This is a genomic window from Phycisphaerales bacterium (genome assembly GCA_016716475.1).
Classification (GTDB): domain Bacteria; phylum Planctomycetota; class Phycisphaerae; order UBA1845; family Fen-1342; genus JADJWG01.
Map to the genome: position 1 here is coordinate 539630 of JADJWG010000001.1, position 24464 is coordinate 564093.

Annotated in this window: 19 protein-coding genes; 9 read left to right on the plus strand and 10 right to left on the minus strand. The window is 66.3% G+C overall.

Annotation, left to right across the window (positions count from 1 at the left end; all coding sequences use genetic code 11):
• Window positions 1–3: 3 nt before the first annotated feature.
• A complete protein-coding gene (locus tag IPM18_02325) occupies window positions 4–411 on the plus strand; it encodes a hypothetical protein (GenBank protein MBK9118424.1) in 408 nt (135 codons plus the stop codon).
• Here the strand turns inward: IPM18_02325 and IPM18_02330 are convergent.
• On the minus strand, window positions 408–1595 hold the full coding sequence (locus IPM18_02330) for an undecaprenyl/decaprenyl-phosphate alpha-N-acetylglucosaminyl 1-phosphate transferase (GenBank protein MBK9118425.1): 1188 nt from the start codon (window positions 1593–1595) through the stop codon (window positions 408–410). The genes IPM18_02325 and IPM18_02330 overlap by 4 nt on opposite strands.
• 209 nt (window positions 1596–1804) lie before the next feature.
• On the opposite strand from IPM18_02330, the gene IPM18_02335 reads away from it, so the two are divergent.
• The 3 genes from IPM18_02335 to IPM18_02345 all read left to right on the plus strand — a co-directional run bounded on the left by IPM18_02335 (window position 1805) and on the right by IPM18_02345 (window position 7050).
• Window positions 1805–2914 (plus strand): hypothetical protein, encoded by a 1110-nt coding sequence (locus IPM18_02335; protein ID MBK9118426.1) that lies wholly within the window; start codon window positions 1805–1807, stop codon window positions 2912–2914.
• A gap of 6 nt (window positions 2915–2920) precedes the next feature.
• Complete coding sequence (locus IPM18_02340) at window positions 2921–4147, plus strand: ABC transporter permease (protein MBK9118427.1); 1227 nt, start codon at window positions 2921–2923, stop codon at window positions 4145–4147.
• Window positions 4148–4260: 113 nt separating this feature from the next.
• Window positions 4261–7050 (plus strand): hypothetical protein, encoded by a 2790-nt coding sequence (locus IPM18_02345; protein MBK9118428.1) that lies wholly within the window; start codon window positions 4261–4263, stop codon window positions 7048–7050.
• A 30-nt stretch (window positions 7051–7080) separates the two neighbouring features.
• Here the strand turns inward: IPM18_02345 and IPM18_02350 are convergent, their stop codons facing one another.
• The 4 genes from IPM18_02350 to IPM18_02365 all read right to left on the minus strand — a co-directional run bounded on the left by IPM18_02350 (window position 7081) and on the right by IPM18_02365 (window position 10565).
• Window positions 7081–8028: a DUF58 domain-containing protein gene (locus tag IPM18_02350; protein ID MBK9118429.1), complete on the minus strand. Its 948-nt coding sequence runs from the start codon at window positions 8026–8028 to the stop codon at window positions 7081–7083.
• Window positions 8029–8053: 25 nt separating this feature from the next.
• Entirely contained in the window at window positions 8054–8410 is a 357-nt protein-coding gene (gene yajC, locus IPM18_02355; GenBank protein ID MBK9118430.1) for a preprotein translocase subunit YajC, read from the minus strand.
• Window positions 8407–9537 carry a tRNA guanosine(34) transglycosylase Tgt gene (gene tgt / locus IPM18_02360; GenBank protein ID MBK9118431.1) on the minus strand — a complete coding sequence of 377 codons (1131 nt, stop codon included), beginning with the start codon at window positions 9535–9537 and terminating at the stop codon, window positions 8407–8409. Before tgt ends, yajC begins: the two co-directional genes overlap by 4 nt.
• Before the next feature lie 71 nt (window positions 9538–9608).
• Window positions 9609–10565, minus strand: coding sequence for a tetratricopeptide repeat protein (locus IPM18_02365; GenBank protein MBK9118432.1), 957 nt, complete (start codon window positions 10563–10565; stop codon window positions 9609–9611).
• A 39-nt stretch (window positions 10566–10604) separates the two neighbouring features.
• Here IPM18_02365 and metH point away from each other — a divergent pair, with 39 nt between their 5' ends.
• Both metH and IPM18_02375 read left to right on the plus strand, forming a co-directional pair.
• Window positions 10605–14753, plus strand: coding sequence for a methionine synthase (gene metH / locus IPM18_02370; GenBank protein MBK9118433.1), 4149 nt, complete (start codon window positions 10605–10607; stop codon window positions 14751–14753).
• 301 nt (window positions 14754–15054) lie between these two features.
• A complete protein-coding gene (locus IPM18_02375) occupies window positions 15055–15387 on the plus strand; it encodes an RNA-binding protein (GenBank protein MBK9118434.1) in 333 nt (110 codons plus the stop codon).
• Window positions 15388–15479: 92 nt separating this feature from the next.
• Here the strand turns inward: IPM18_02375 and IPM18_02380 are convergent, their stop codons facing one another.
• Window positions 15480–17711 carry a right-handed parallel beta-helix repeat-containing protein gene (locus IPM18_02380; protein MBK9118435.1) on the minus strand — a complete coding sequence of 744 codons (2232 nt, stop codon included), beginning with the start codon at window positions 17709–17711 and terminating at the stop codon, window positions 15480–15482.
• Between the two features lie 129 nt (window positions 17712–17840).
• Here IPM18_02380 and IPM18_02385 point away from each other — a divergent pair, with 129 nt between their 5' ends.
• From IPM18_02385 to IPM18_02395, 3 genes are all read left to right on the plus strand, one after another.
• Window positions 17841–18791, plus strand: a complete 951-nt coding sequence (locus IPM18_02385; protein ID MBK9118436.1) for a sugar ABC transporter permease — start codon at window positions 17841–17843, stop codon at window positions 18789–18791.
• Window positions 18788–19639 carry a carbohydrate ABC transporter permease gene (locus IPM18_02390; protein MBK9118437.1) on the plus strand — a complete coding sequence of 284 codons (852 nt, stop codon included), beginning with the start codon at window positions 18788–18790 and terminating at the stop codon, window positions 19637–19639. Before IPM18_02385 ends, IPM18_02390 begins: the two co-directional genes overlap by 4 nt.
• A gap of 95 nt (window positions 19640–19734) precedes the next feature.
• Entirely contained in the window at window positions 19735–21168 is a 1434-nt protein-coding gene (locus tag IPM18_02395; protein ID MBK9118438.1) for an extracellular solute-binding protein, read from the plus strand.
• Between the two features lie 53 nt (window positions 21169–21221).
• Here the strand turns inward: IPM18_02395 and IPM18_02400 are convergent, their stop codons facing one another.
• From IPM18_02400 to IPM18_02415, 4 genes are all read right to left on the minus strand, one after another.
• Window positions 21222–21626, minus strand: coding sequence for a hypothetical protein (locus IPM18_02400; protein MBK9118439.1), 405 nt, complete (start codon window positions 21624–21626; stop codon window positions 21222–21224).
• A gap of 64 nt (window positions 21627–21690) precedes the next feature.
• Window positions 21691–22647: a prolyl oligopeptidase family serine peptidase gene (locus tag IPM18_02405; GenBank protein ID MBK9118440.1), complete on the minus strand. Its 957-nt coding sequence runs from the start codon at window positions 22645–22647 to the stop codon at window positions 21691–21693.
• A 53-nt stretch (window positions 22648–22700) separates the two neighbouring features.
• Window positions 22701–23777 (minus strand): hypothetical protein, encoded by a 1077-nt coding sequence (locus IPM18_02410; protein ID MBK9118441.1) that lies wholly within the window; start codon window positions 23775–23777, stop codon window positions 22701–22703.
• A gap of 100 nt (window positions 23778–23877) precedes the next feature.
• Window positions 23878–24456 (minus strand): BMC domain-containing protein, encoded by a 579-nt coding sequence (locus IPM18_02415; protein ID MBK9118442.1) that lies wholly within the window; start codon window positions 24454–24456, stop codon window positions 23878–23880.
• Window positions 24457–24464 lie beyond the last annotated feature (8 nt).

Sequence of the window (24464 nt, forward strand, 5' to 3'; positions counted from 1 at the left end):
ACGATGAGGTGGCGGCCGCGGCGACCGGTTGCAGTTCCTTGGGATGCCGAGAACCGCCTCGTGGCGGCCCGGCCGATCGCGGGCACGGAGGCGGCCGGGATGAGCCAGGTGGATTTCGGGTATGATTCATCCTGGCGGCGGGTGCGGAAGACCGTGACGCCGTGGGACGAGCAGGCGAGCGGCTGGGCGGGTACTCCGTCGCTGGATCGCCGGTTCCTCTGGTCGGGGTGGCGGATGCTGCTGGAGTTCGACATCCTGGCGGCCGAGCCGGACGAGCCGCTGCGGGCGCTGTCCTGGGGCCTGGACCTCGCGGGCCTGGGCGGGTCGCAGGGCGGCCGGGCGTCGGCCTGGCTGTTCGAGCAGGCCGGGACGATCGGCGGACTGCCACCGCCACGCCTCCACCCGGGCTAGGACTGGGACTCGTCCGCGCGCCGCCCCTTACGCTCCTCGGGGTTCGTGAGCCCAGCCCGCCAGGCCGCGGTCGCCGACACGACCGCCAGCCCAACATACAGCAACACCAGGTAGCGCGTGCGGATCACGGGGCCCGCCTCGCCCGGCGCACCACCGTGCATCCAGATCGCCAGCAGGCCGCAGGCCGCGAAGAAAATCGCGAGCGCGTAGCACACCAGGACTGTCTGCCGCACACTGAGCCCGCGTTGCACAAGCTGGTCGTAGAAATGGCTGCGGTCCCCCTCGAAGATCGAGCGCCCCGCCCGCCAGCGGCGGAACATCGCCAGGGCCGTGTCGAAGACCGGCAGCGCGAAGATCACCAGCGCGCCCAGGAACCAGCGCAGCACACCCGGGCGCTCGGCGAAGAGCAGCATCAGCATGCCGCAGTTGAAGCCCAGCAGGACACTGCCCGCATCCCCCATGAAGATCTTCGCCGGGTTGAAATTCCACGGAAGAAAGCCGAGCGCGGCGCCGAACATCGCGGTGGCCAGGATGAGCCGCAGCGGGTCCCCCGTGGCGCTGTACTCCCACACCGCCAGGTGCGACGCCAACAGGAAAAAGCCGAGGGCAATGATGCTGGTCACCCCGCTGCACAGCCCATCCAGTCCGTCGATCAGGTTGGCGGAGTTACACGCTCCCAGCACGATGAATACGCCGAACGCCACCGACAGCACCACGCCGACCAGTTCCGGCACGACGAGCCACTCCCACCCGGTCACCGTCCGCGCCCCATGTAACAGGGCCTCCGCGACGCGCACACCGGCCTGGCTCGCGAGGATCGTAACCAGCACGATGACCGTCCCCACCAGCAGCCGGATCTTCGGCGAGACCTGCCGTACATCGTCCACCAGGCCGAGGACGGACATCGCCAGCCCGCCCAGCAGGATCGGCAACAACCGGTGCCAGTCCGCCACCACCCCGGCCAGCATGGCGGCCGTCAGCGTCAGCGCCCAAGCCGCGGCGATGGCCGTCCCCCCGAGATAGGGCGTCGGCCGGGCATGCGGCTTGAGCACCTGGTCGGGGATATCGAGCACCCCGTAGCGTTGCGCCAACCGCATCGCAACGGGCGTAAGAAACACGGCCGCGGCAAAGGCAAGCAGCGCGAAATACTGGTATTGCTGCAGGAGAGCTAGAAACGCGTGCATGATGCCCGGAAGTATAGCCGCGGGCGCGGTGACGGAAAGGGCGAGCCAGAGCCGGGTCGGGGGTAAACCATCCAAACTTCCCGGCCGGCGCGGGGGTCGCCCGGAGCAGGTATCGGACCGCTTGTTTGGGCAGCGTGGCGGGCCTATCCTTTGGCGGGGTCAGCGGGCCGAGCGCCGCTCCGCACAGCCCGCGCCGAAGGAGAACTGCGATGTTCCCGTGGAATCCGCCCACCACCCGTCGGTCGGCCGCCCGGCCGACACAGCGATTTCCGCACGCCCTGCTGCTGGCGCTGCTGATCGGCGCACCGGCCGCCGCGGAGTTGGTCAGCGTCTCGGGGGCGGTCGCTGTGCGCCTGGAGCGCGTCGCCGCCGGCGTCACGGAACGCACGCTCAGCGAGGCGGGCAGCTTTCCCGAGAGCCCGCTGCCGGTGCAACGCGCTTTGCGTGAACTGAACCTGGAGGCGGTCACGGCGGCGGCGGTGGCAGCGCAGTTTGCCGATCCGACGACTTTCGCAAGCGGCAACCCAGCCGAATTCGCATTGAGCATCGCACTCAACAGTCTCGAAGAGGATGTGAACTACGTCGGAGAGGCCACCCTTGTTGAGACGCGCGCGATCGTGCACAACTTCGGTGAGCTCGGGCTGGCCCCCGTGGGCACAAGCGCCCGCGCCACCGGACGATTGTACCTCGATGGCGCGTTCGCCGTTTTCGGTGACACGCACGTGGGCGACCTGACGGGCGCCGAGATCGTATTCGACGTGCAGATCGAGAAGGAACAGGACGGGCAGGCGAGCGAGACCGTCTTTCAGGGCGCCTACCGGGTGACGGGGCAGCCCAACCGCGGCGTCAGCATCACCGCCACCGGGCGCATGCCGACGAGTGGTGTGTTCGACCTCAACCTGGCCGGTTTCGACGCCCGCCTGGGCGTACTGCGCGTGTTCGTGTTTCCGCGTATCGCGTTGAACTACAACTATACCGCGACGGTGGGCACGCCCTTCCGCCTGAAAGCGACCGTCACCGCGCGCCTGACGAACCAACCGGGCGGCGCCGGCGTCGTTGCGATCGTCGGGTTACCGCTGGAAGCGGTCATGCAAGTGCTCGAAGGCGCGATGGATCGCGACGGCGCGGCCCGCGTCGTGAACGCAATTGAAGCGGAGCGCGGCGCCCCCCAGGGGGCCCCGGCGTTCGAGCCACCGACCCCGTTGTTCCCCGCCCTGCCGCTGTGCGGCATGCTCGGACTCGAACTGCTCGCCGGGCTCGCGCTGCTGGGGGGCTGGCGCGGCGCGACCGGGAGGCACCGCGGGAAAACCCGGCCTTAGGAACGCATGTTCTACCTGCGCCTCGTCATGACGTCGCTGCGGAGTCTCGATTCGCACTTCCTGCGCTCGCTCCTGGCCACGCTCGGGGTACTGATCGGCGTCTCGTCCGTGGTCGCGGCCATGTCCATCCTGGAGGGTGCGTCCAAGGACATCTTCAGCCGCTTTCGCTCGCTGGGCGCCAATGTGCTGTTCGTATTTCCCGAACAGGTGCAGGTGGGCGGTCAATCGGCCGGAATGGCGCAGACGCTGCAGATGAGCGACATCGACCATTTGCTGCGCGAATTGGGTGAGGACCTCGACCGTGTTGCACCGGAGGCGATCGGCGCAGCCACGGTGCGGTACTTCCAGAAGACGGAAGAGGCGACGGTCCTCGCAACGTCGGCCGCCTACTTCGAGATCCACGAATACAAGCCCCAGACCGGCGGGCGCATCTTCGCCCCGAGCGAGGTCACCAATCCGGACGCCACGGTGGCCCTGCTCGGCTCCAAGGTGGCGGAAAAACTATTTGGCGGCGCGGATGCGGTGGGGCAGACGATTCGCGTGGGCAACGTGAGCTACCGCATCATCGGTGTCATGGAGCGCCGCGGCAGTCTCGGTTTCCTCAACGCCGACCAGACGGTCTTTATCCCGATCGAGGCCGGCCTGCGGCGCTTCTTCAACCGCCCATGGCTGAACCGACTGACGATCGCCGTGTCCGATTCGGAGCGGCTGGCGGAGATGCAGAAGAACGTGCAGCGCTCGCTGCGCCGGTCGCACGGCATCCGCCCGGGGCAGGCGGACGACTTCCGCATCCTGAACCAGGAGGAAGCGCTGCAGAACATCACCCAGGTGATGTTGATTCTGCGCGTCGTGTTCTACAGCATCGCCGGTATCAGTCTGCTCGTCGGCGGCATCGGCATCATGAACATCATGCTGGTTTCCGTGACCGAGCGGACGCGCGAAATTGGTGTACGCATGGCGGTGGGCGCGCGCCGCAGTGATATCCTGCTTCAGTTTCTGATCGAAGCGCTGGTGATCAGTCTGCTCGGCGGCGGGCTGGGCCTGCTGCTGGGCTGGATGTTCGCTGACATCATGCAAAGCGTGCTGAAACTGCTCGACTTCAAGACCGAGGTGAACTCGACCGTGATCATCGCCTCGCTCGCCACCGCGACGATCGTCGGCGTCGTCAGCGGACTGTACCCGGCATTCAAGGCGAGCCGCCTGGATCCCGTGGATGCGCTGCGCCACGAGTAACGGCGCCGTGCCGTCGCAAGCTCCCATGATGCCCTGCCCGCACCTTGCCGCCAACACGGATCAACGGGGACCGGTTCGCTGTGCACTGGCACAGCCCTGCCCAAGGATAACGCATGTTCACGTGGACTCTGTTGTCATTCTTCCTGGTCACCGGGCAAGTCATGCCTGATGCCGCCACGCCCATCCCGCTACCGCTGCTCGATGAGTTCGACGGCGACACCCTGGCGCCCGCGTGGCGCACCGATGTGTCAGATGGAAACAGCTTGACCCTCGTGGACGGCATGGTCCGCATTCACGCCGCGGAGAACACCTACGCCCACCTCCAGCGGCCCCTGGGGTGTGACCTGATCCGGGCGGCGGCCGTGCTGAAGCCTGGCAATGGGATCAGTTGGGCGAACGCTCTGTTCCTCTACTGGGGGCCGGGTGACTGGTGCCAGCTCGCCGTAATCACACGCGGGGATGGGCGCTATTACGCCTGTGTGACCACGCACGGCCAACGGCAGGAGTTCGACCTGGAGCGTTGCCCGTACGACTCCTGGCACCACGTCGCCATTGAGCTCGCCGAGGACGGCCTCCGCTTCCTCGCCGCCCCTGACCGCGGTGACGCGGACCCACGCCTCCTGCTGCTCATCGACCGCCCGGCGACCCTGCAAGGACCACCGGAGTTGCTCATCGTTGGCAAGGGGTACGGCACGGGCACCGATCAGCCCCATCTCAACGCGGACTACGGGGAACGCGGGGTTTTCGCGGAGTCGTGGATTTGCCGCGTGAGCGTCAGCGCCACACCGCCGACACACCAGAAGATCCTTGCTTCCGAACGCCGCGCACAAGCGGAGCAGAGCGCCGATCCGCTCGGAGCCGCGCTCCTCGCGCGCGATGCGGAACCGGACTTTGCCGCCGTCGCAGCTTTGTTCGGACCGATCCGCGAACCACGCGAATCCTCCGGTGTACCCGAGCACCGTTTCGAGATCGGGATCGAATACGACGGCACGATTCAGCTCGCCGATGAAAGCGACCTTTGGGAGCAAACCGGTCGCACGGCGTTTCTCGAACTCGGCACACCGCCGGATCGGCTGTACACCACGCCGGAGAGCAAACACCTGCACGGGAAGTACCTGCCGGTCGTCATATCCACCGGCCGGGCAGGCGACTTCGAGGTGCGGCAGACCGCGTTCGGCTTGTCGGAGGGGTTCTCGATCGACGCTCCGTTGGCCGCACTCGTGCGCTGGGAGATTACCCACCTCGGCACAGCGGCCTCCGCGAGCGAGGCGCGCGTCGCGACGCGCCCCGCGGACCTCGGCTTCGCGACTGATCCGGTGCAGATCACCCTCCAGCCCGGCGCCACCACCACACTCGCCGCCCGGATCCCCAGCCCCCTCTTGAGCCCTATCGAATGGATTACGCCCGATGCGTATGCCGCACGGCTCGCCGAGGCCGAGAAATTCTGGCCGCAATGGCTGTCAGCGGGTCTGTGGTTGGTGACGCCCGAAGCACGCGTGAACGCGGCGCACCGGTCCTGGCTGATCTACAACGCCCTGATCGTGGACACCATCGACGGACGACCGACGCCGCACGACGGTTCAGGTTTCTATGAGGAGCCCTTCGGCTACAGCGCGGCGCTGTACTGCCACGCGCTCGACCTCTGGGGGCGGCACGATGACGCCCGACGCTACCTGCGCGGTCTCGTCAGTCGCATCCGGCCGGACGGACTGTTCGCGGTGCGCTACGGTTTGCCGGATCACGGCGCGCTGCTGCTCGCACTGCACGAGCACTTTCGCCTGACCGGCGATGTAGAGTGGGCACGGAGCGTCGCGCCCGACGTCGCACGCATGTGCGCCTGGATTCAGCAGGCCCGCCGGCCGACTTCCGCGGAGGCAGCCCTTCCACTGGTACGGGGCCTGATCCGCTATCGACCCTACGCGGACTATGCGGACGAAACGTACAACTACTACGCCAATGCGTACTGCTGCGTCGGCCTGGAGCACGGCGCAGCGCTGCTGCAAGCGGCGGGGAACACCGAGCTGGCCGCTACCGCGACGGCGGAAGCGGCCCGCTACCGTCAGGACATCCTCGCATCGATGCAGGCCGCGGTCGTGGAGCACGACGGCCATCTGTGGCTGCCGATGGAACCCGACACGCAGCGTATTCTGAAAAGCACTGGCTATCGCGCCGGCGGTTACTACGGGCTTGTCGCGGCAATGCTGCTCGAGACGGAGTTTCTGCCGGCCGAGGATCCGCGGGCACGCCTGGTGGCGAACGCGCTCGAGCGGCACGGCGGGTTGATCCTCGGGATGTGCGAGTTCGACGAAGGCATCGACCATGCGTACACCTACGGTTACTGGTTGCACTGCCTCGACCGTGGCGACGTGCGCCGTGTTCTGCTGGGATGGTATGGCACACTGGCGCACGGCATGAGTCGTGAGACCTACGCCGGGGTGGAGGTCACTCAGATCACCACCGGTAAGCCGACACCCACGATGCCGCACCTCTACTCAGGAACGCAGCAACTCCGCCTGTTGCGCATGATGCTGGTACGCGAGCGCGGCACCGAACTGCACCTCGGTCCGGCGCTGCCGCAGGGCTGGCTCGCGACCACGGAACCCGTGACGATCGAGCGCGCCCCGACCGCCTTCGGCGAAGTTTCCGTGCGATGGCAGCGCGACGGCGACACCTGCCGGGTCCGGCTCGTGCCCCCGACCCGGCAGCCGCCCGAACGCATCCGCCTGTTCGTCCGCGTCGCGGGTCGGCGAGTGGCTGGGCTGGAGGGTGCCGACGCCCTGGCACTCGACGCGGAAAGCGTCACGTTCAACCCCCAGTCCGGTCCCATGGAGTTGCGCGTGCGTCTGGCGCCGGATGACGGTCGCGAGCGCGCCGGAGGTCCCCGGTTCCGTCTCCCGGACTAAGCGCGGGTGACACCGACGGCGGCAAGGCCGTCAGAGTCTACGACTGCGCTGCTGGAGAAATTCGACGAGCGCCCGGTCGAACGGCATCGCCGTGTCGAGCGGCACATAATCCGCGCGCAGGGCGTGAACTCGAGCGCGCAACTCCGTGCGCCACTCCTTCACGGCAGCGCAGTAACGGGCGCGGACGGCCTCACCCGAAGCGATCAGCGTTTGTCCGGTCTCGGGATCCTCGAGCCGCAGCGTACCCTCGAAGGGGAACTGCGTCTCCGCGGCATCGAGCACATGCATCACGATCAGGTCGTGGCCGCGAAAACGCACATGGTGCAGCGCGGCAAGCACCGCTTCCGGCTCGGTCAGCAGGTCACTGAGCACCACCACCAGACCGCGGTGCGGAATCTGCTCCAGAGCGGCATGCACACCACCGGCCAGTCCGGTCGTGCCCCGTGGGACCACCGCGCTCAGCGCGGCCAGCAGCCGGCCCAGGTGGCCGCTGCGCGTCCGGGCCGGGATGAAGCGCTGCAGACCTTCACCCAGCAGGGCCAGGCCGACGGCATCCTGCTGGCGCGTCACGAGGTAGCCGAGCGCGGCGGCAAGCTGACTCGCGTACATCAGTTTCGCAGGCGGCTGCGGCCAGGCGGACACCGCCCGCGGACCAGAGGAGCGGGCCTGCGGTCCGAGCGGACCGACGTAGCCCATGCTCGCGGACACATCCACCAACAAGTGGCAGGCAAGGTGTGTTTCCGCCCGATAGGTGCGGACGAAGAGGCGATCGGTACGGCCGAAGACGCGCCAATCGATCAGCCGTGGATCGTCCCCCTGCACATAGCGGCGGTGCTCGCTGAACTCGACGGAGAAGCCCGTCAGCGGCGAGCTATGCAACCCGGCGAGGAAGCCCTCGACGATGCAGCGGGCCTGGAGGTCGAGCCGGCCGATCTGCTGGACAAGGGCAGGGTCGAGATACTGCGCGAGCGGATTCAAGCAGAGCTCCCGGCGCGCGGTGGCCTCAGCGGCCGGTTTCACCCGCCGATTCGCCGATCACTTCCTTGATCGCATAGCGGTTGAAACGCATCTTGGTGTTGGTCGTCTCGTCGACCTTGAGTACCACTTCGCTGTCGCGCACTTCCACGACCGTCCCGATGATCCCGCTGATGGTCTGCACCTTGTCGTTGCGCTTCAGCGCATTGAGCATCGCCTCGTAACGCTGACGCTCCTTGCTCTTGCCCCGCGCCATGATCCACCAGAACACTACGAAGATCAGGATCAGCGGCAGATACATGCGCAGGAACATGTCCGTCCCGCTGGCGCCCGGCTGGGCGGAGCCGGTGTCGGACTGAGCGAGCATCGTAAACCAGGCGATCATTCGTCTTCCTTTATCTCGGCTCCGAGCGGACCTGCCGCAAAGGCCCGCTGCCACTCGGGCAGCGCGCCGGCTACGATCGCGGCGCGCAGGGCCCGCATCAGCGACTGGTAGAATGCGATATTATGCAGTGAAACGAGCGTCCCTCCAAGCACCTCACCCGCCATTACGAGGTGCCGCAGATAGCCCCGCGTGAACCGCTGACAGCAATAGCACGCACAAGCCGGGTCCAGCGGCTCGGACGAGTTGCGATGCACCTGGTTGCGCAGCCGAACCGGACCGACGCTCGTGAACGCGTATCCCTTCCGCCCGTTTCGCGTAGGCAGCACGCAATCAAACTGGTCGATGCCGGCCGCAACCGCCACGACCAGGTCGCGCGGCGTACCGACACCCATCAGATAACGCGGCCGGTCGGCCGGTAGTTCGTGGGCGAACTCAGCCAGGAGTGCGTGCATCGCGGGCGGGGGCTCACCCACCGAAAGCCCACCCAGCGCATAGCCGTCGAAGCCGAGCGTGACCAGGCGCTCAAGACATTCGCGCCGCAGCGGGACCTCCAGGCCACCCTGCACAATGCCGTACAAGGCCTGGTCCGGCCGACCATGCGCAGTCCGGCAGCGCACCGCCCACCCGACCGTGCGCTCGACCGCCGCCCGCAATCCCGCGGCAGCGGCCGGCAGCGGCGGGCATTCGTCAAACGCCATGATGATGTCGGCGCCCAGTTGGTTCTGCACCTGCATGGCACGTTCAGGGGTCAAATGCACCCAGGTCCCGTCGATGTGCGAGCGGAACCGCACACCGTCGTCGTCGATCTGCCGCAAATCGGCCAATGAGAAGACCTGAAAACCCCCGCTGTCCGTCAGGATGACGCCGTCCCACCCCATGAGCCGATGCAGCCCGCCCAGTTCCGCCACCACCTCGGCCCCCGGCCGCAACATCAAGTGATATGTATTCGCGAGCACGATGTGCGTGCCGGTGTCAGCGAGCTGCGCCGGCGTGAGCCCTTTCACGGTTGCCCGCGTGCCAACCGGCATGAACGCGGGGGTGGCTACTTCGCCGTGCGGCGTGCGCAGCAGCCCGGCTCGGGCCGCTCCGCAGGTGTGGGTGAGAGTGAACGAGAAGCCGTCGCGCACGGGCCGCCTTCGCTACCACCCGGTCCCGCGGACCGCAACCCGCACGGCCGGCCCCCGGATGAATGCCGCCGCTATTCCGGCCGCTTCGTCGCGAGATCGAGCCCAAAATCGGCGATCCGGGCGCGGATTTCGTTCAGCGACGTCACGCCGAAGTTCCGGGTGGCGAGCAATTCCTGCTCAGAGAATGTCACCAGGTCACCGAGCGTCTGGATGTTCAACCGCTGCAGACAACGCCGCGCCCGGACCGAAAGCTCCAACTCGGAAACGGGCTTCTGTAAGACCGCGGCCTGCCCAGGCGGCAGGGGCACAACCGGCTCGGGCTCCGGTTCGGGTACCAAATCCGGCGAAATGACCTCATCCGGTTGCTGGCCGAGGCGCAGCCCCTTCTTCGTCAGCAGGGCCTTGATCTCGGTCAGCGAGGTTTCCCCGAAATTCTTGTACGCCAACAACTCGGCTTCGCTGTGCTGAACAAGTTCGGCCACCGTCCGGATGTTCATCTTCTTGAGACAGTTCCGCGCCCGCACGGAAAGTTCAAACTCGCTCAAGGGCGTATCAAGCAGGCGCGTGCGAACGTCATCACGACGCTCGACCGCGTCGTCGATCACCATCTCGATGCAGCTCTCGACATCCTTCAGGTACAGCCGCGCCCGCGTGTGGTTCGGATAGGCCCGGATCACGCGACGAAGGCAGTGCACCGCCTCCTCGTAACGCCCGAGATCCTCGTAGATCACGGCGGCGTTGAGCAGCGCATTGATGTGGGTACGCGGGCGGCGCGTGAGACGGTCGTACAACTGCAGGGCTTTCGCATCCTCGCCGCACAGGTCATACACCCGGGCCGCGCGGAAGAAGACCGCCGGATCATCCGGTGCAAGTGTCAGGCCCCGCTCATACGCCCCCAAGGCCGCTTCCCGCTCGCCACGGGCTTCGGCGAGGAAGCCGCTCGCCACGTACCAGTCTGCCCGGTCCTGCCCGGCATGGGCATGCTTCTCGATCAGCTTGGCCGCCTCGTCGAGCCGGCCGGCCTGCACCAACACCTCCGCAATTTGGAGGTCGATAGCGAGGGCTTCATGCCCTTGGCGAGCCGCCTGGCGGAAGTGTTCGATGGCGGCGTCCCAGCGGCCGACGGCGGTACAGGCGTGTGCAGCGTAGAAATCGCGCTCCCGCGAGGCCGGCGTAGTCGCGAAGACCTCCAGCGCTCGGCCGAACTTGCCGAGGATCACGAGGCCGAGTGCCAGCCGGAGGGGATCCCCCTGCTGTTGTTCGACCCGCACCCCGTATTCCGTGACGAGGGTTTCAAATCGCTCCCGCTGTTGGAACGATACGTGAGCAGCGTCCGCGTAGTGGTCAATCGCCGCGGAATCGAGGTTGGGCTGATCGAAGAAGGCAGCCAGATCGACGGTCTCGGTCGTCATGGGGTCGGGCCTCCACCAGACGGCAGGTTGGGCGTTGGATTGCATCAGGTTTTGCAAACCCACTATAATAGACTTCCTGAATCGGGCCGCAAGCCCCTCGCCCGCAGTTTGCCGCCGGGCGCTGGGAAACCATGGACAGTGCCGCCCCAGCCCCTGTGCAAACCGACCACCCTTTGGGAGCCATCCCGCGTGAAAGATCCGCACCACGAGTTTCTCGCCCTGCTGGACCAGCGTATCGTCATTTTCGACGGCGCCATGGGTACCAGCATCCACGCTCTCGATCTGCCCCTGTCCGACTACCGCGGGTTGGAGAACTGCACCGAGATCCTCGTCGAAACCCGGCCGGACTGCATCGAGCAGATTCACCGCAGCTACCTCGAAGCCGGCGCGGATGTGGTCGAGACGGACACCTTCGGCGCCAACCGCATCGTGCTGGCCGAGTTCGACCTGGCCGAACGTACCTATGAGCTGAACGTTCAGGCCGCCCGCATCGCCCGGCGGGCTTGTGACGCCTTTCGCACACCGGACCGGCCACGCTTCGTGGCCGGCTCCGTCGGACCAGGGACACGGCTGATTTCCCTTCGCCAGATCGACTACGACACCCTGCTGGCGAGCTATCACGAACAGATGCGCGGTCTGATCGACGGCGGCGCAGACCTCCTGCTCATCGAAACCTGTCAGGACATTCTCCAGACGAAAGTGGCGATCCAGGCCGCCCGCGCCGTCTTTGAGGAGACCGGCCGGCGCCTGCCACTCATGGCGCAGGTCACGATGGAAACCACCGGCACCATGCTGATGGGGACGGACATCGCGGCCGCCGTCACGACGCTCGAAGCGTTTCCGGAAGTCGACGTCATCGGCCTCAATTGTGCGACCGGCCCGCAGGAGATGAGTGCCCACGTACGTTATCTCGGGCGGTCCTGCAGCCGCCGGCTGAGCGTACTGCCCAATGCCGGGTTACCGCAGGTCGTGGACGGCCGGCCGCACTTCCCGCTCACCCCGTCCGAGATGGTGCGGTGGCTGGTTGAGTTCGTCCACACCGACGGGGTGAACATTGTCGGCGGCTGCTGCGGAACGACACCGGCGCACATCCGCGCGTTGGCGGAAGCCCTGCGCGATGCCCGGCCACGCGCCCGGACTCTGGATCGCGAGCCCGCGGTGACAAGTCTCTATTCCGCTGTACCGCTGCGGCAGGAGGCGAGCTTCCTGATCGTCGGTGAACGTTGCAATACCAACGGCTCACGAAAGTTCAAACGCCTGCTGGTGGAAGGCGACGTCGATGCGCTGGTCGAGCTGGCGCAGGAGCAGTTGCGCGAAGGCGCCCACGTCCTCGACGTCTGCGTAGATTATGTCGGCCGCGACGGCGTGCCCGATATGCAGCGCGTGATCGACAAGTACGGCAGTGATGTGAACGCTCCGCTCATGCTCGACAGCACCGAGCCGGAGGTGCTCGAGGCCGGGCTGAAGCTCGCCGGCGGCAAATGCATTGTCAACTCCGTCAATCTGGAAGACGGGGAGCAGAAGGTTGCCCGCATCTGCAAACTGTTGCGGCAGTACGGCGCGGCCGTCGTGGCGCTCACGATCGACGAGGACCCGGTCGAAGCGATGGGGAAGACGGCCGCTCGCAAAGTGGAGATCGCGAGCCGGCTGCACCACCTGCTGACGACCCGGTACGGGATTGCAGAGGAGGACATCTTTTTCGACTGCCTCACCTTTCCGATCACGACGGGTAATGTGGAGGATCGCCGGCTCGCGCTCGAGACACTCGAGGGCATCGAGCGCATCATGGCCAAGTTCCCCCGCTGCCAGTCGATCCTCGGCGTGAGCAACGTCAGCTTCGGCCTGGCACCCGCAGCGCGCGTCGTGCTAAACTCGGTGTTTCTCGCGGAAGCGTGCCGCCGCGGCCTGACGGCTGCGATCGTGCACGCCGGCAAGATCATGCCGCGCAACCAGATCAGCGCCGAGCGGTGGCAGGCGGCCCTCGACCTGGTCTACGACCGGCGCGATAACGGGGATCCGCTGGAGCGCTTCATCGGGCTTTTCGCCGAAGGCGAGGAGGTCGCCGAACGCGCACCCATTGCCGGCCTGCCGGTCGAAGAGCGCCTCAAGCAGCGCATCATCGACGGCGTCAAACAGGGCTGCGGTGCCGATCTGGATGAGGCCCTTCAGAAGTACCAGCCCCTCTACATCATCAACGAGTTCCTGCTGCCCGGCATGAAGGTCGTCGGTGAGCTTTTCGCATCCGGACAGATGCAGCTCCCCTTCGTGCTCAAAAGCGCCGAAACGATGAAGGCGTCCGTAGCACACCTCGAACCGCACATGGAGCGGGTCGACGGGGATTCGCGCGGCAAGATCGTCCTCGCAACCGTCCGCGGCGACGTGCACGACATCGGCAAGAACCTCGTCGATATCCTGCTCACGAACAACGGTTACACGGTCTACAACCTGGGGATCAAGCAACCCATCAACAACATCATCACGGCCTGGAAAGAGCACCGCGCGGACGCCATCGGGTTGAGCGGTCTGCTCGTGAAGTCAACCGTCGTGATGCGTGAAGACCTGCTGGTCCTCAACGAGCATGGCATCACGGTGCCCGTCATCCTGGGCGGTGCCGCCCTCAACCGGCGTTACGTCGAGGAGGACTTGCGGCGGGTCTATCGCGGTCCGCTGTATTACGCCAAGGATGCCTTCGACGGCCTCAACCTGATGGCCGAAATCGTGGCCACCGCCGAGGTTCCGGGGGTCTCAGCGGGCGGAGGTGAAAATGGAGCGCCCGTCGACGTTCCAACCCCTCAGCAGATCCGGGTGCTGGCTGAGCAGCGCTACGGCCTGGCACCGGTCGAAAGCGAACCGGTCGATCCCGCCGAGCGCGCCGCGGCCGAGGTCGCCGCACGGGCCGCCGTTCTTGCGGAGGAAGCGGCAGCGGACACCGGCCGCCCTGTATCCGAGCCGCGCCGTTCCGTTCTGGGTCACACGCTGCCGGTGCCGCGGCCCCCCTTCTGGGGCGCGCGCGTGCTGGAGCGCATCGCACTCAAGGCCCCCCTCGCTTACGTCAACGAAACCATGCTCTTCCAGGTCCAGTGGGGTTTCCGCAAGAAACGCCGCGCTGCGGATGATTGGAAACGGTATGTCGATCGCGAGATACGGCCGATCTACCGCAACCTGGTGGAACGCTGCGAGCGCGAGGAGATTCTCCGACCGCAGGCGGTCTACGGCTACTGGCCGTGCAACTCCGACGGCGACGATCTCGTGATTTACGAGCCGCCGCCCCTCGAGTTGGATCGCCCGGAACTGCACGGACCGGAACTGGGGCGCTTCACCTTCCCACGTCAGCAGAAGGCACCCTACTGGTGTCTTTCCGACTTCTGGCGACCGCGGAGCGGCGGCTCGGTGGATGTGGTGGCTTTCTCGATCGTCACGGCCGGCCAGCGTGTCAGCGAGGTAGCGCGTGAATGGTTCGAGCGCAACGAGTACCAGCAGTACCTCTTCCTGCATGGCCTCGGCGTCGAACTGGCCGAGGCACTGGCCGAGTACATCCACAAGCAGGTGCGGATTGAACTGGGTGCCGCCGGGCACGACGCGCGCGATCTCGGCAAGCTGTTTCAGCAAGGGTACCAGGGTAGTCGCTACAGTTTCGGGTACCCGGCCTGTCCGCGGCTCGAGGACCAGGTACTACTGATGAAGCTGCTGCGGCCGGAGCGGATCGGCATCACGTTGAGTGAGGAATTCCAGCTCGATCCGGAGCAATCAACGAGCGCGATGATCTCTTATCACCCGGAGGCGCGCTATTTCAACGTGCGGTAGCCAGCGCGGGCTCGGCCCGCCAAAGGGGGGCGCGTGAGCAGGTCGCCCACTGCACGCGCACAATGTGCGCGGCAGGCACCACGAAATTCTCCACAATCCCCTTGCTTTCGCCGCCATAAGGCGTACACTTGACTACTTAGGTGGATCTGACGACCGGCTTGAAAGACAACGGCTTCCCCCAAGAAAGCTCTTCCCCCTTCTTGCCACTATCGCCTGCTCCTACCTCAGGGCCACTGTAGGCCCGATTCGGAAGACCCGGAAATCTATGCGGGTCAGCAGCGCCATGACAGGAGAAATGTGCATGGGCAAGAAATTGTATGTCGGAAACCTCGGTTACTCGGTCACGGGCTCGGATCTCGAGCAACTCTTCGGCGCCCATGGCCAGGTCGAGTCGGCTCAGGTCATCACCGACCGCGACAGCGGCCGCAGCAAGGGCTTCGGCTTTGTCGAGATGAGCTCCAGCGAGGAGGCCCAGGCGGCCATCTCCGCGCTGAACGGCCAGCAGCACGAGGGGCGTTCCCTGACCGTCAACGAGGCCAAGCCGAAGGAGAGTGGTGGCGGTGGGCGCTCCGGTGGCGGCAGCCGCGGTGGTTACGGCGGTGGCGGCGGCGGTGGCGGCGGACGCCGCTGGTAGGCCGGCAACCGACCTGAACTGAACACGAGAGGCCGCTTCGGTGGCCTCTCGTTTTTTTATGGTTCAGTCCAGCCCCCCTGCCATCCGCTCCGCTACTCCTGCCCCTTTGCGACGGACTGCTCCTCCGGAACGACCCCGATCGACAGGATCGCAAGGCGCTCGCGCTGGAAGTGCTCGACCACGACTTCCACCCTGCGCTGTTCCGTGACTTGCAGCACACCCGTTGAACGCCGCGGACCCCAGTGTCGTTCCCAACTGTTCACCACCAGCTCGCCGTCCACCCGAATGCGCACCGGCTCGTCGCTGACGGCCTCGAAACGCCAGGCACCGGGCTCAAGCGTCAGCCGGGTCTGCGCCACGAGGGCATAGCGATGCGCCGCACGCCGTTGCCGCAGGTTCAGATCGGGGTTGTCCGTGACCGACGGCAGCACCCGCACGAACTCCAGCGGCGATACCGCGCTGCGGTGCACCGTGAAGCCCTCGGCGACGTCGCGCCAATTCGCATCGGTCTCGCTGTCCGCCGCGGAAGCCAACACCTCCACCTGCCACGTCGTCGCCAAGAGCGTCGCCCGCTGCTCGATGCGCAGGTCGCCTGCCGCTACGCGCAGCGTGTAAGGAAACACACCATCCGTTGCGGACTCCACGCGCACCATGGTCCCCGCGGGCGCTATGCCGTCTGCGGACAATCCGCTCTCCCGCGTCACCTTCAGGTTCTCCGGGCTGACCGTCACACGCGCGTCGGCGGGGATGTTGTGCAATACATACAAGTGCGCCCGGCCGCGATCTTCGGCCAGCCGCACCAGCGGTGAGACGTGGTCCCACGGCCCCCACGCGGTCATGATGATGTTCTGTCGCCCGCGCAGCTCCGGCCGCGCACCCACCGGACGGGTCGTGCCGAAGACCGGGTAATCCGGGACCTCGAACGACGGTGGGGCCGCCTCGGCATCCTCTCGCACGCGCGTCTCAGGCGTCGCCTGCAAGCGCTCTCCAATTTCTACCAGCTTGTTCGCACCGAGCGTCACCTCGCCGTCACCGCGCAGGTCGAACACCAGCCGGTCACGCTCGAAGGTGTTGCCCGCGATGAGGTTGCCGTCTGAGCCGGTGAGATTCGCCGTGATCCACGGCCCGGACATGGGACGCCCGCGCCGCACCCACCAGAGATGGACACCGCAGTAGTTGTCGCGAAACACGTTGCCGATGATCCGGTTGCCGCGACCGAACTCGATGTTCACACCGCCGCGCTCCAGCCCGTAACCCATGTCACCGTTCCGCTCGAAAGTATTTCCGGCGATCAACGTATCCTGCGAGTAGCCGCCCCATACGCCGCAGATGGCGTTCTCGACAATGCGGTTGTTCAAGAAGCGATTCCCGAACGAGAACGTCAGTTCAATCCCGTGCGCCGGGGCATACGAGAAGTCATTCGCGATCAGCAGATTGTCATTGTTGCCGCGCCGCTTGTAATCGAAGTCCGTGCTCGGCGGATCGACCTGCCCCATCGCTTCCCGCCCGGCGAAGCCGAAGTAGCCGTCGCCCCCGTGTGTGACCGAGTTCTCCGCAATGATGTTGTCGCTGTTCTGTTCGAACGCCAGGATCCCCGCCGAATCCTGCCCGCGGTTGTACACCCCGTGGCTGTACCCCCGCACGCAGAAATCGATCGCATTCCGCGAGATGACGTTGCGGTTCGACCGCCACAAGGCGAGCCCCCACCCCGAGTTGAATGAGAAGTCATTGTCGTAGATCCGGGCGCCATTCACCCGGTCCAGACAGAGAGCGTTCTGGCTGTGCCAGACGCGGCACCGGCGGACGATCACCTCATCCGAGTCCTCGATGTAAAGGGCGGAGGCATACCGAGTCAGCCAGGTGTTGTCGTCGTTGTCGTGTGGCCGCAGCCAGTCCTGCCCGGCCTCCATCAGCCGTTCCGAAAACAGTCGCGCTCGGCGACTATCGGAGGCGTCGATGTCTTCCAGGACCAACCCCGGGGCGGCAGTCGCCCAGATGGCCGCCCGGAATCCGCTCAGTCGCGCCCCGCGAATCGTTACATTCCGCTGGTCGACGATCCGGATACCAAAGCCCTCGTAGGCATCCGGATCGGCGTCGTGCGCGGCGCCGCGCAGGTGGGCGCCGGGAGCAAACTCGATCACAATGTCAGACGCGACAATATGCAGGACACCGTCGCCGTTTGCATCCTGCAGCACGACTCCCGCAGGGATCTCGATGCGGCAGGATTGATCGATCCGCGTGTCATCCGCGCGCAGGGTGATTGTGGGCAGGTCCGTTACGGTCGCCGTTGTCGCGGCCCAGAGCAGTACAGTGATCTTCAGCATACGACACCATCCAGTGGGTTGTGCTCCCCGCATCAGATGCCACTCTGGGCAGTATACTGAAGCGGTTCAAATTGTGCGGGCTCCCGGACGATTTCGGGCTCGCTTTTTTCTCCCCGGCCGGAGCACGTGTTGAATCCCCGCAGGCCATCCGTTTCCGGTTGGGGGTTTGTCGCCTTCCCGCTGGCAATCCTGTTTCTCTTTACCGCGTTGCCCACGGTGGCCGGTCTGGCACTCAGCGCCTTTGAATGGAGTGGTGGCACGCCGCCACGGTTTGTCGGGCTGAGCAATTTCATCGCCGCCAGCCGTGATCCGACGTTGCACCTCGCCCTGCGGAATACGCTGATCTTCTCCGCCCTGTCCGTGCCTCTGACCGTCATTCTCGCGTTTCCCCTCGCCGCGGCCCTCCATGCCGAATGGTTCGTGGGCCGGACGTTGATGCGTACCCTCTATTTCCTGCCGATGGTGATCTCGATCGTGGCGATCGGACTGATCTGGCGGTGGGTGCTGGAACCGTCGGATGCCGGCTTGCTGAACCACGCCGTCGAACCGCTGCTGCCGCCACTGGAACGGCTGCTGAATATCCCGCATGCGCTCGGCTGGCCCTGCGAACGCATCACACTGACCCTGCCCAACTGGCTGGGCAACAGTCCCTGGGGGCTGACCACGATCATCGCGGTTTCCGTGTGGCGCGGTCTGGGCTTCTCGGTGGTGCTGTACCTGGCCGCCATCGGTAACGTCCCGCGGGCACTCTATGACGCCGCCGCCGTCGACGGTGCCGGCCCGTGGCAGACGCTGTGGCGCATCACCTGGCCAACGGTGCGTCCGATGACTGTGTTCCTGCTGATCACCGGCATGATCGGCGCGCTGCAGGTTTTCGACGTCGTCTACGTCATGATCGGACGCACCCAGCAGAACTGGACGGATGTTCTCAACCTGTACCTCTACCGCGAATTCACCCAAGGCCGGATGGGCTATGCTGCCACGATCGGCGCCGTGATCCTGGCGCTGACCGCCGTCATCACGGTGCTCGAATTGTGGTGGCTCCGCGAGCGGCGCGAACGCCGGGGGGGGCGGGCATGACACGGCCACGCCAACCCGCCCGTCTCACCCGGCTGCTGGTGCATGTGCTGGTGTACACCGGGGCCGCGACGATGGTGCTGCCGTTCGCGTGGATGGTCTCCACATCGTTGAAGACGCGTACGCAGGCCATCGCCGAGACCCCGCGCTGGCTGCCGCCGGGAGCCCCCGGCTCGTGGCAGTGGGGCAACTACGTGGATGCGTGGCAGGCCGCGCGCCTCGACCGCTACTACCTCAACAGCGTGCTGGTGGCCGTCGTGGTCACGGTGGTCTCAGTGCTCCACAACGCGCTGGCGGGGTTCGCGTTCGCCAAGCTGCGCTTTGCCGGCCGGCGGATTCTCTTCGGACTGACGCTCGCCACGCTGATGCTGCCGTACCAGGTGTATTTCATCTTCGTCTACATCCTCTGCGTGCAACTCGGCTACGTCGACAACTACCAGGCGCTGATCGTCCCGTTCCTGGCGTCCGCCTTCGGCATTTTCTACCTGCGGCAAGCGATGATCAGCGTGCCCGACAGTCTGCTCGACGCCGGTCGGCTCGACGGCCTCTCCGACTTCGAACTCTTCCGGTATATCGTGCTTCCGACGGTGCGCCCCGCGCTCGGCGCGCTCGCGATTTTCACGTTCATGGCGCATTGGAACTCGTTCTTCTGGCCGCTGATCGTGATTGACTCCGACCGCATGGCTACACTGCCGCTCGCGGTCGCAGCCCTGGCGAGCGGCATGTACGGGGACTCGTGGCCGATGCAGATGGCGGCCGCCACGATCATCACCGTACCGATGATCGTGGTGTTTCTGATCTTCCAGCGCGCGTTTGTGCAGGGCATCGCGCTGACGGGCGTGAAGGAGTGATCATGGTCCGAAATCGTCCCGGCACTGCACGCGTGGTGGCACGCGCCCCCGGCACGTGCTGCGCGGAAAGGGACTGATCTCCAACAGGAACCGCCATGCGCTCCAGTCACACACTGCTGATCGTCATCATCCTCGGAACGGCCGCGGCGCTCTGGCCTTGGCAGCGGACACTACGCGACCCGTCGCATGAGCTCCTCATGACCGTCTGGGGCATGCCATTCGAGGATCTGCTGTTCGAAGATCACTATGCCCGCGGCTTTGAGGCCCGCCACCCCGGCCTGGCGGTCAACTACCAGCGCTACTACGACGTCATCCCCAAGTACGAGGCCTGGCACGCCGTCGGTCGCGGCGCCGACGTCATGCGCACACCGATCAACGTCTACCACGCAATGGTCTCCAAGGGCATGGTGAGACCTCTCGATGAGTACATCGCGGACCCGGTTCTCGGCCTCACCCTTGAGGAGCAGACCGACTACTTTCCGCAGCTCTGGGACGCGCTGGCGATCGACGGCGTGCGTTACGCCCTGCCCTCGGACAATGCCCAGTACGGGTTGTATTACAACAAGACGCTTTTCGACGCCCACAACGCCGCTCACCCCGACGACCCGCTCAGCTACCCGCACGCCGACTGGACCTGGGACGACCTCCGCCGCGCCGCCCGCCTGCTGACGCTCACCGATGCAACCGGCCGTGTCACGCAGAATGGCATCGCCTTCGATCTGTGGGCCTGGCCGTTCCTCACCTTTCTCTACCAGGCCGGCGCCGTGGCCTGGGATCCAGACCAGACCACCGCCCTGATCAACACCCCTGCAGGAGTCGAGGCGCTGGAGCTGATCGTCACGCTCGTGCCGCGCAACGCCCCGATTCGCTCCTACGAAATGGCCGACACTGCCAGTGGTCCGGATGCGCTCTTCAAGGTCGGGCGGCTGGCGATGCTGCTCGACGGGAGCTGGCGCGCACCGAACATCGAGCTCGACAACCCCGGACTCGATTTCGCCATCGCTCCGCTGCCGCGCCACCGCCGCCGCGCCGTGATCAGCGGCTCCGTAATCTGGTGCATCAGCGCTCACAGCCGCAACCCGGAGATGGCGTGGCGCATGATCCGCTGGCTCACCGACCGTGAGCAATCGCTGACCTATTGGAACATGCTGCGCGTCGCGCCCCCGGCGCGGCTCTCGGTGATCCGGTCCGATGAATTCCGCAGCACGGCCGGCACCGTCGCGGCCGAGGGTGGCCGCCGCGCCGTGCTCGTCCCGCCCATGCCGCCGGAGCGCTTCGCCGACCGTGCGGCCTGGCTGGAATACGCGATCACGCCGGACCCGCAAACGGGCGAGCGGCCGGGCTTCCTCGTGCTCGCACCCTACCAGGCCGACCTGGAGGCCCAGATCACGCGCGCCATCATCGACGCGGTGCGCGGGGAGAAGTCGCCGCAGGCAGCACTCGACGAAGCCGTCCGGGCCACGCACGCGATCATCGACCGCGACCGCGCCGCGCGCGGTTTACCGGCCGTGGTCCGCCACTCGAGATAATGGCGGTGAGTGGGACAAACGCACTCAGCTCATGAAGCCGGCCGTGAGCTGATTCACTCCGTCTCCCGGTGGTCTCCGGGCGCCCCGGGGTGATTCGCACTCCCCCCACGCGACTGGTACCACGCCGCCAGTGCGCCAGCCCCAGCCGCGTACAGAGTCAGCATCACCGTCGCAGCCGCTTCACCCGTCACCGCAGCAAGCTCGCTCCAGGTGCCGCTTTCGCAGGGTGATTCGGCTGGACCGGCGCGCCAAGCGCCCACCGCCATCCACGCCAATACGGCCAGTGCACACGCCGCCGCGCCTTGGAACACCGGCCGCGGTCCGCGCGTACCCGCGATCAGCCCCCCGAACCACGGCCCCAGCAGCAGCGCCAGGCCCCGCACGCCAACCGGCAAGCCCGGCAAGCACCACAGGAGATACAGCACGAACACCAGCAGTGCGCCGCCCAGGATTGCCACCAGCGCTGGGTGCCCTTCCCATGCTGATTCGCCCGCCCTCCTGCTTTCTTGTGACGCCGCGCATTCACTTGCCCGCTACGGGTGCGGCGTTCTGCGGTTGCAGGTACATCCGGAACCAGTGCTCCGCGTACATCCGCACCACGTCCACCGGCAGGTTGTGCCCAAAACCCTCGTAGACCACCAACCGCAACCGCTCCGGATCGGCCGCGTACGCCGGCCGGGCGGCAGCGAAGAACGCCCGCGCCGTGTCAGGATCGACGATCGGATCCTCGGCGCCACAGACCAGCAGCACTGCACACGGGTACATTGCCGCCGCCCGCCGGATCGGATCGTGCTCGTGCAGCAGCTCCTCCGTCTCCGGCCACAGCTCCGGCGTCACCCCCTGCCAGAGCCCGTTCGTGTGCCACGTCTCGAACCATTGGCGGTACGCACCGGTGCTGACGAATGCCACGACCGCCGCCAGTCGCGGCTCGCGCGTCGCCACTGCCAGGCCGGGGATGCCCGTCGACGAGCTGCCGAACCAACCAAACCGGTCCGGCTGCACATCCGGCCGCTGCGCGAGGAAATCCATCACGCGGGCGGCATCGACCGGGGCGCGCTGCCCACCGAGCGTATAGCCATGGGCGAAGCGCTGATCCCAGAACAGCCACACCGGCCGGCGGGTCGGGTCGGGGTCGGGCTCGTGGTACACGGTGAAGGCCACCAGCATGAACCCTGCATCGACCAGGTCCGCGCTCCACTCCGGCAGTTCATCAGGGGCGAGTGCCCCCATCATCAGGATCGACGGGTGCCGCGCCACAATCCCGGGGCGATAGGCGAGTTGGATGACCACCCGCGGCCCGCCCGACTCGAGCGTCAGGGTCTCACGCCGAATCGCCGCAGACTGTAAGACCGGACACGGGGTGTGCGCGCACCCGGACAGAAAGAGCAACAGGACACTGAAGCAAGGCATACTGGCCGGTACCCGTCGCCTCGGATCCCCGGTTCCACACACCCGCAGCCCCAACAACCATGCGGCCATGTCACGCTCCCACTTTGCTCCGCGCCCCAATGAAACGGGTACCTTGTCCCGGCTCACGCTGGCACATGTCGCCGCACGCATTCCAGCAGGTACCGGTAGCTCTCCAGCGAGATCGTCGGTGGCACCGAGTGGTCGATGTGGTAGATGTATCCGCCGCCCTCGGCCAGCACCGGCACCTTCGCCGCCACCTCGGCCGCGATCGCCGCCCGGTCGTTCGTCGCGATAACGTCCGCGTCGATATTGCCGATCAGGCACAGCCGGTCGCCGTACAGCCGCTTGTACGAACGGGCATCGTTCCCCGCCCGCACCTCCAGCGGATGAATCGCGTCGAGCCCCGCTTCCAGCAGCAACGGCAGAAGTTGCCCGACGTCACCATCACAGTGGAACATGAACTTCATCCCATGGTCGTGCGCCCACAACCCCAGCCGCACCCAGTGCGGCAGCACCAGTTCGCGCACGCTGCGCGGTGACAGCAGCAGCCCATTGCGATAGCACAGGTCACTCCAGAACCACAGGGCGTCGAAGCGGTACCCGCGCGCCAACGTGCGATCCAGCATGGCGACGAGGTAGTCCGTGTACGTCGCCACCATGTCCGCGATGAGCGCCTTCTGCCGCACCACCCCAACGAGCCCCAACTCGAAGCCCATCGTCAGTTCCAGAACGAACCACAACGGCTCAGCCGGCGTGATCGCCAGGAACTCCCCCGCCTCCGCCGCAGCCGCGTATTGCCGCTCGGCTTCTGGATTGTTGAACTTGTCATCGCCCGGAGTCAGCCGTGACTTCAGCGCCACCCACTCTGCCGGTGTCCGCAGGGCAGGCGCCAGGATGCTCGGCGGGCTGGTGGCCGTGCGCCACTCCTTCATCGTCTTGCCGTAGCGATCGACGTAGATGCGCTGCTCGACCGTCTCTTCGAGTGTGCGCTCGGGCAGTCCGAACGAGGGATCAAACAGGTCGTTGATGCAGACGAGCCGGTCGAGACCGAAGTACTCCGCGGGATCGGCGCCGGGTGGATAACCCTCAAGCTTCCAGCGCTCGAGCGTCTCCGGCCAGTAGGTCAGGTCGATCATCGGCAGTCGGTCGGGCTGTTGGCGTTCGAGCGCGGCGAGCAGACGGTCACGCGAAGCGGTCATGTGCAGCCGTTCCTCCAGGCGGACGATCCGCCGCGCGGGAGGATACCGCGCCCCCGGCGTAACCGAACCCCTCCCAGGCATGCGCGGGCCGCTGCGTTCGTCAGATGTATTCCGCGAACAGCTCGCGCGACGGTCCCGGGATGGTCACCGCTGAGACCAACAGGCCCTTGCGCCGTACCACCTCCGCCCCGGCCGCGACACTCGCCTGCACATCTCCGACAGTGCCCGCTATCAGCAGGTAGCCCTTGCCACCGAGCGCCATGGCGAGGTGTATTCGCAGCAGTGTGACGTTCCCGGCCTTCGCAGCCGCGTCGGCCGCCTCCAGCACGCTGACACCGGAAAAGGTCTCGACAATGCCGAGGGCCCGCGGAATCTCGGGCTGTTTTCCGCCCGCGAGCGGCACCGTCAGTTCGACCGCCTGGCCCAGCGCCCGAAACACGGCCGGATGCACACGCGGGATCACGGCGTGGTCGATCAGGCCATCGGGAATCGCCGCGATGCCCGCCTCCACCGCCGACGTCGCCTCCGCCACGCGCCCGGTCATGGCGATGAAATACTTGCCAGAACAGATCGTCCGCGCCAGCAGCAGCCGCACGTCGCCGGCCTTCAGCATCGCATCCTGTGCGACGAAGCCATAGCCGATCGAGGTAAGTTCGAGCAACGCGACCGATTCGATCATCTTCGGGC

Coding starts and splice junctions, on each gene's coding strand:
- IPM18_02330 (MBK9118425.1), bottom strand. CDS start 1,595: ATGCACGCGTTTCTAGCTCTCCTGCAGCAATACCAGTATTTCGCGCTG.
- yajC (MBK9118430.1), bottom strand. CDS start 8,410: ATGATCGCCTGGTTTACGATGCTCGCTCAGTCCGACACCGGCTCCGCC.
- IPM18_02415 (MBK9118442.1), bottom strand. CDS start 24,456: ATGATCGAATCGGTCGCGTTGCTCGAACTTACCTCGATCGGCTATGGC.
- IPM18_02340 (MBK9118427.1), top strand. CDS start 2,921: ATGTTCTACCTGCGCCTCGTCATGACGTCGCTGCGGAGTCTCGATTCG.
- IPM18_02325 (MBK9118424.1), top strand. CDS start 4: ATGAGGTGGCGGCCGCGGCGACCGGTTGCAGTTCCTTGGGATGCCGAG.
- IPM18_02395 (MBK9118438.1), top strand. CDS start 19,735: ATGCGCTCCAGTCACACACTGCTGATCGTCATCATCCTCGGAACGGCC.
- IPM18_02410 (MBK9118441.1), bottom strand. CDS start 23,777: ATGACCGCTTCGCGTGACCGTCTGCTCGCCGCGCTCGAACGCCAACAG.
- IPM18_02335 (MBK9118426.1), top strand. CDS start 1,805: ATGTTCCCGTGGAATCCGCCCACCACCCGTCGGTCGGCCGCCCGGCCG.
- IPM18_02390 (MBK9118437.1), top strand. CDS start 18,788: ATGACACGGCCACGCCAACCCGCCCGTCTCACCCGGCTGCTGGTGCAT.
- IPM18_02380 (MBK9118435.1), bottom strand. CDS start 17,711: ATGCTGAAGATCACTGTACTGCTCTGGGCCGCGACAACGGCGACCGTA.
- metH (MBK9118433.1), top strand. CDS start 10,605: ATGCCCTTGGCGAGCCGCCTGGCGGAAGTGTTCGATGGCGGCGTCCCA.
- IPM18_02345 (MBK9118428.1), top strand. CDS start 4,261: ATGTTCACGTGGACTCTGTTGTCATTCTTCCTGGTCACCGGGCAAGTC.
- IPM18_02375 (MBK9118434.1), top strand. CDS start 15,055: ATGGGCAAGAAATTGTATGTCGGAAACCTCGGTTACTCGGTCACGGGC.
- IPM18_02405 (MBK9118440.1), bottom strand. CDS start 22,647: ATGGCCGCATGGTTGTTGGGGCTGCGGGTGTGTGGAACCGGGGATCCG.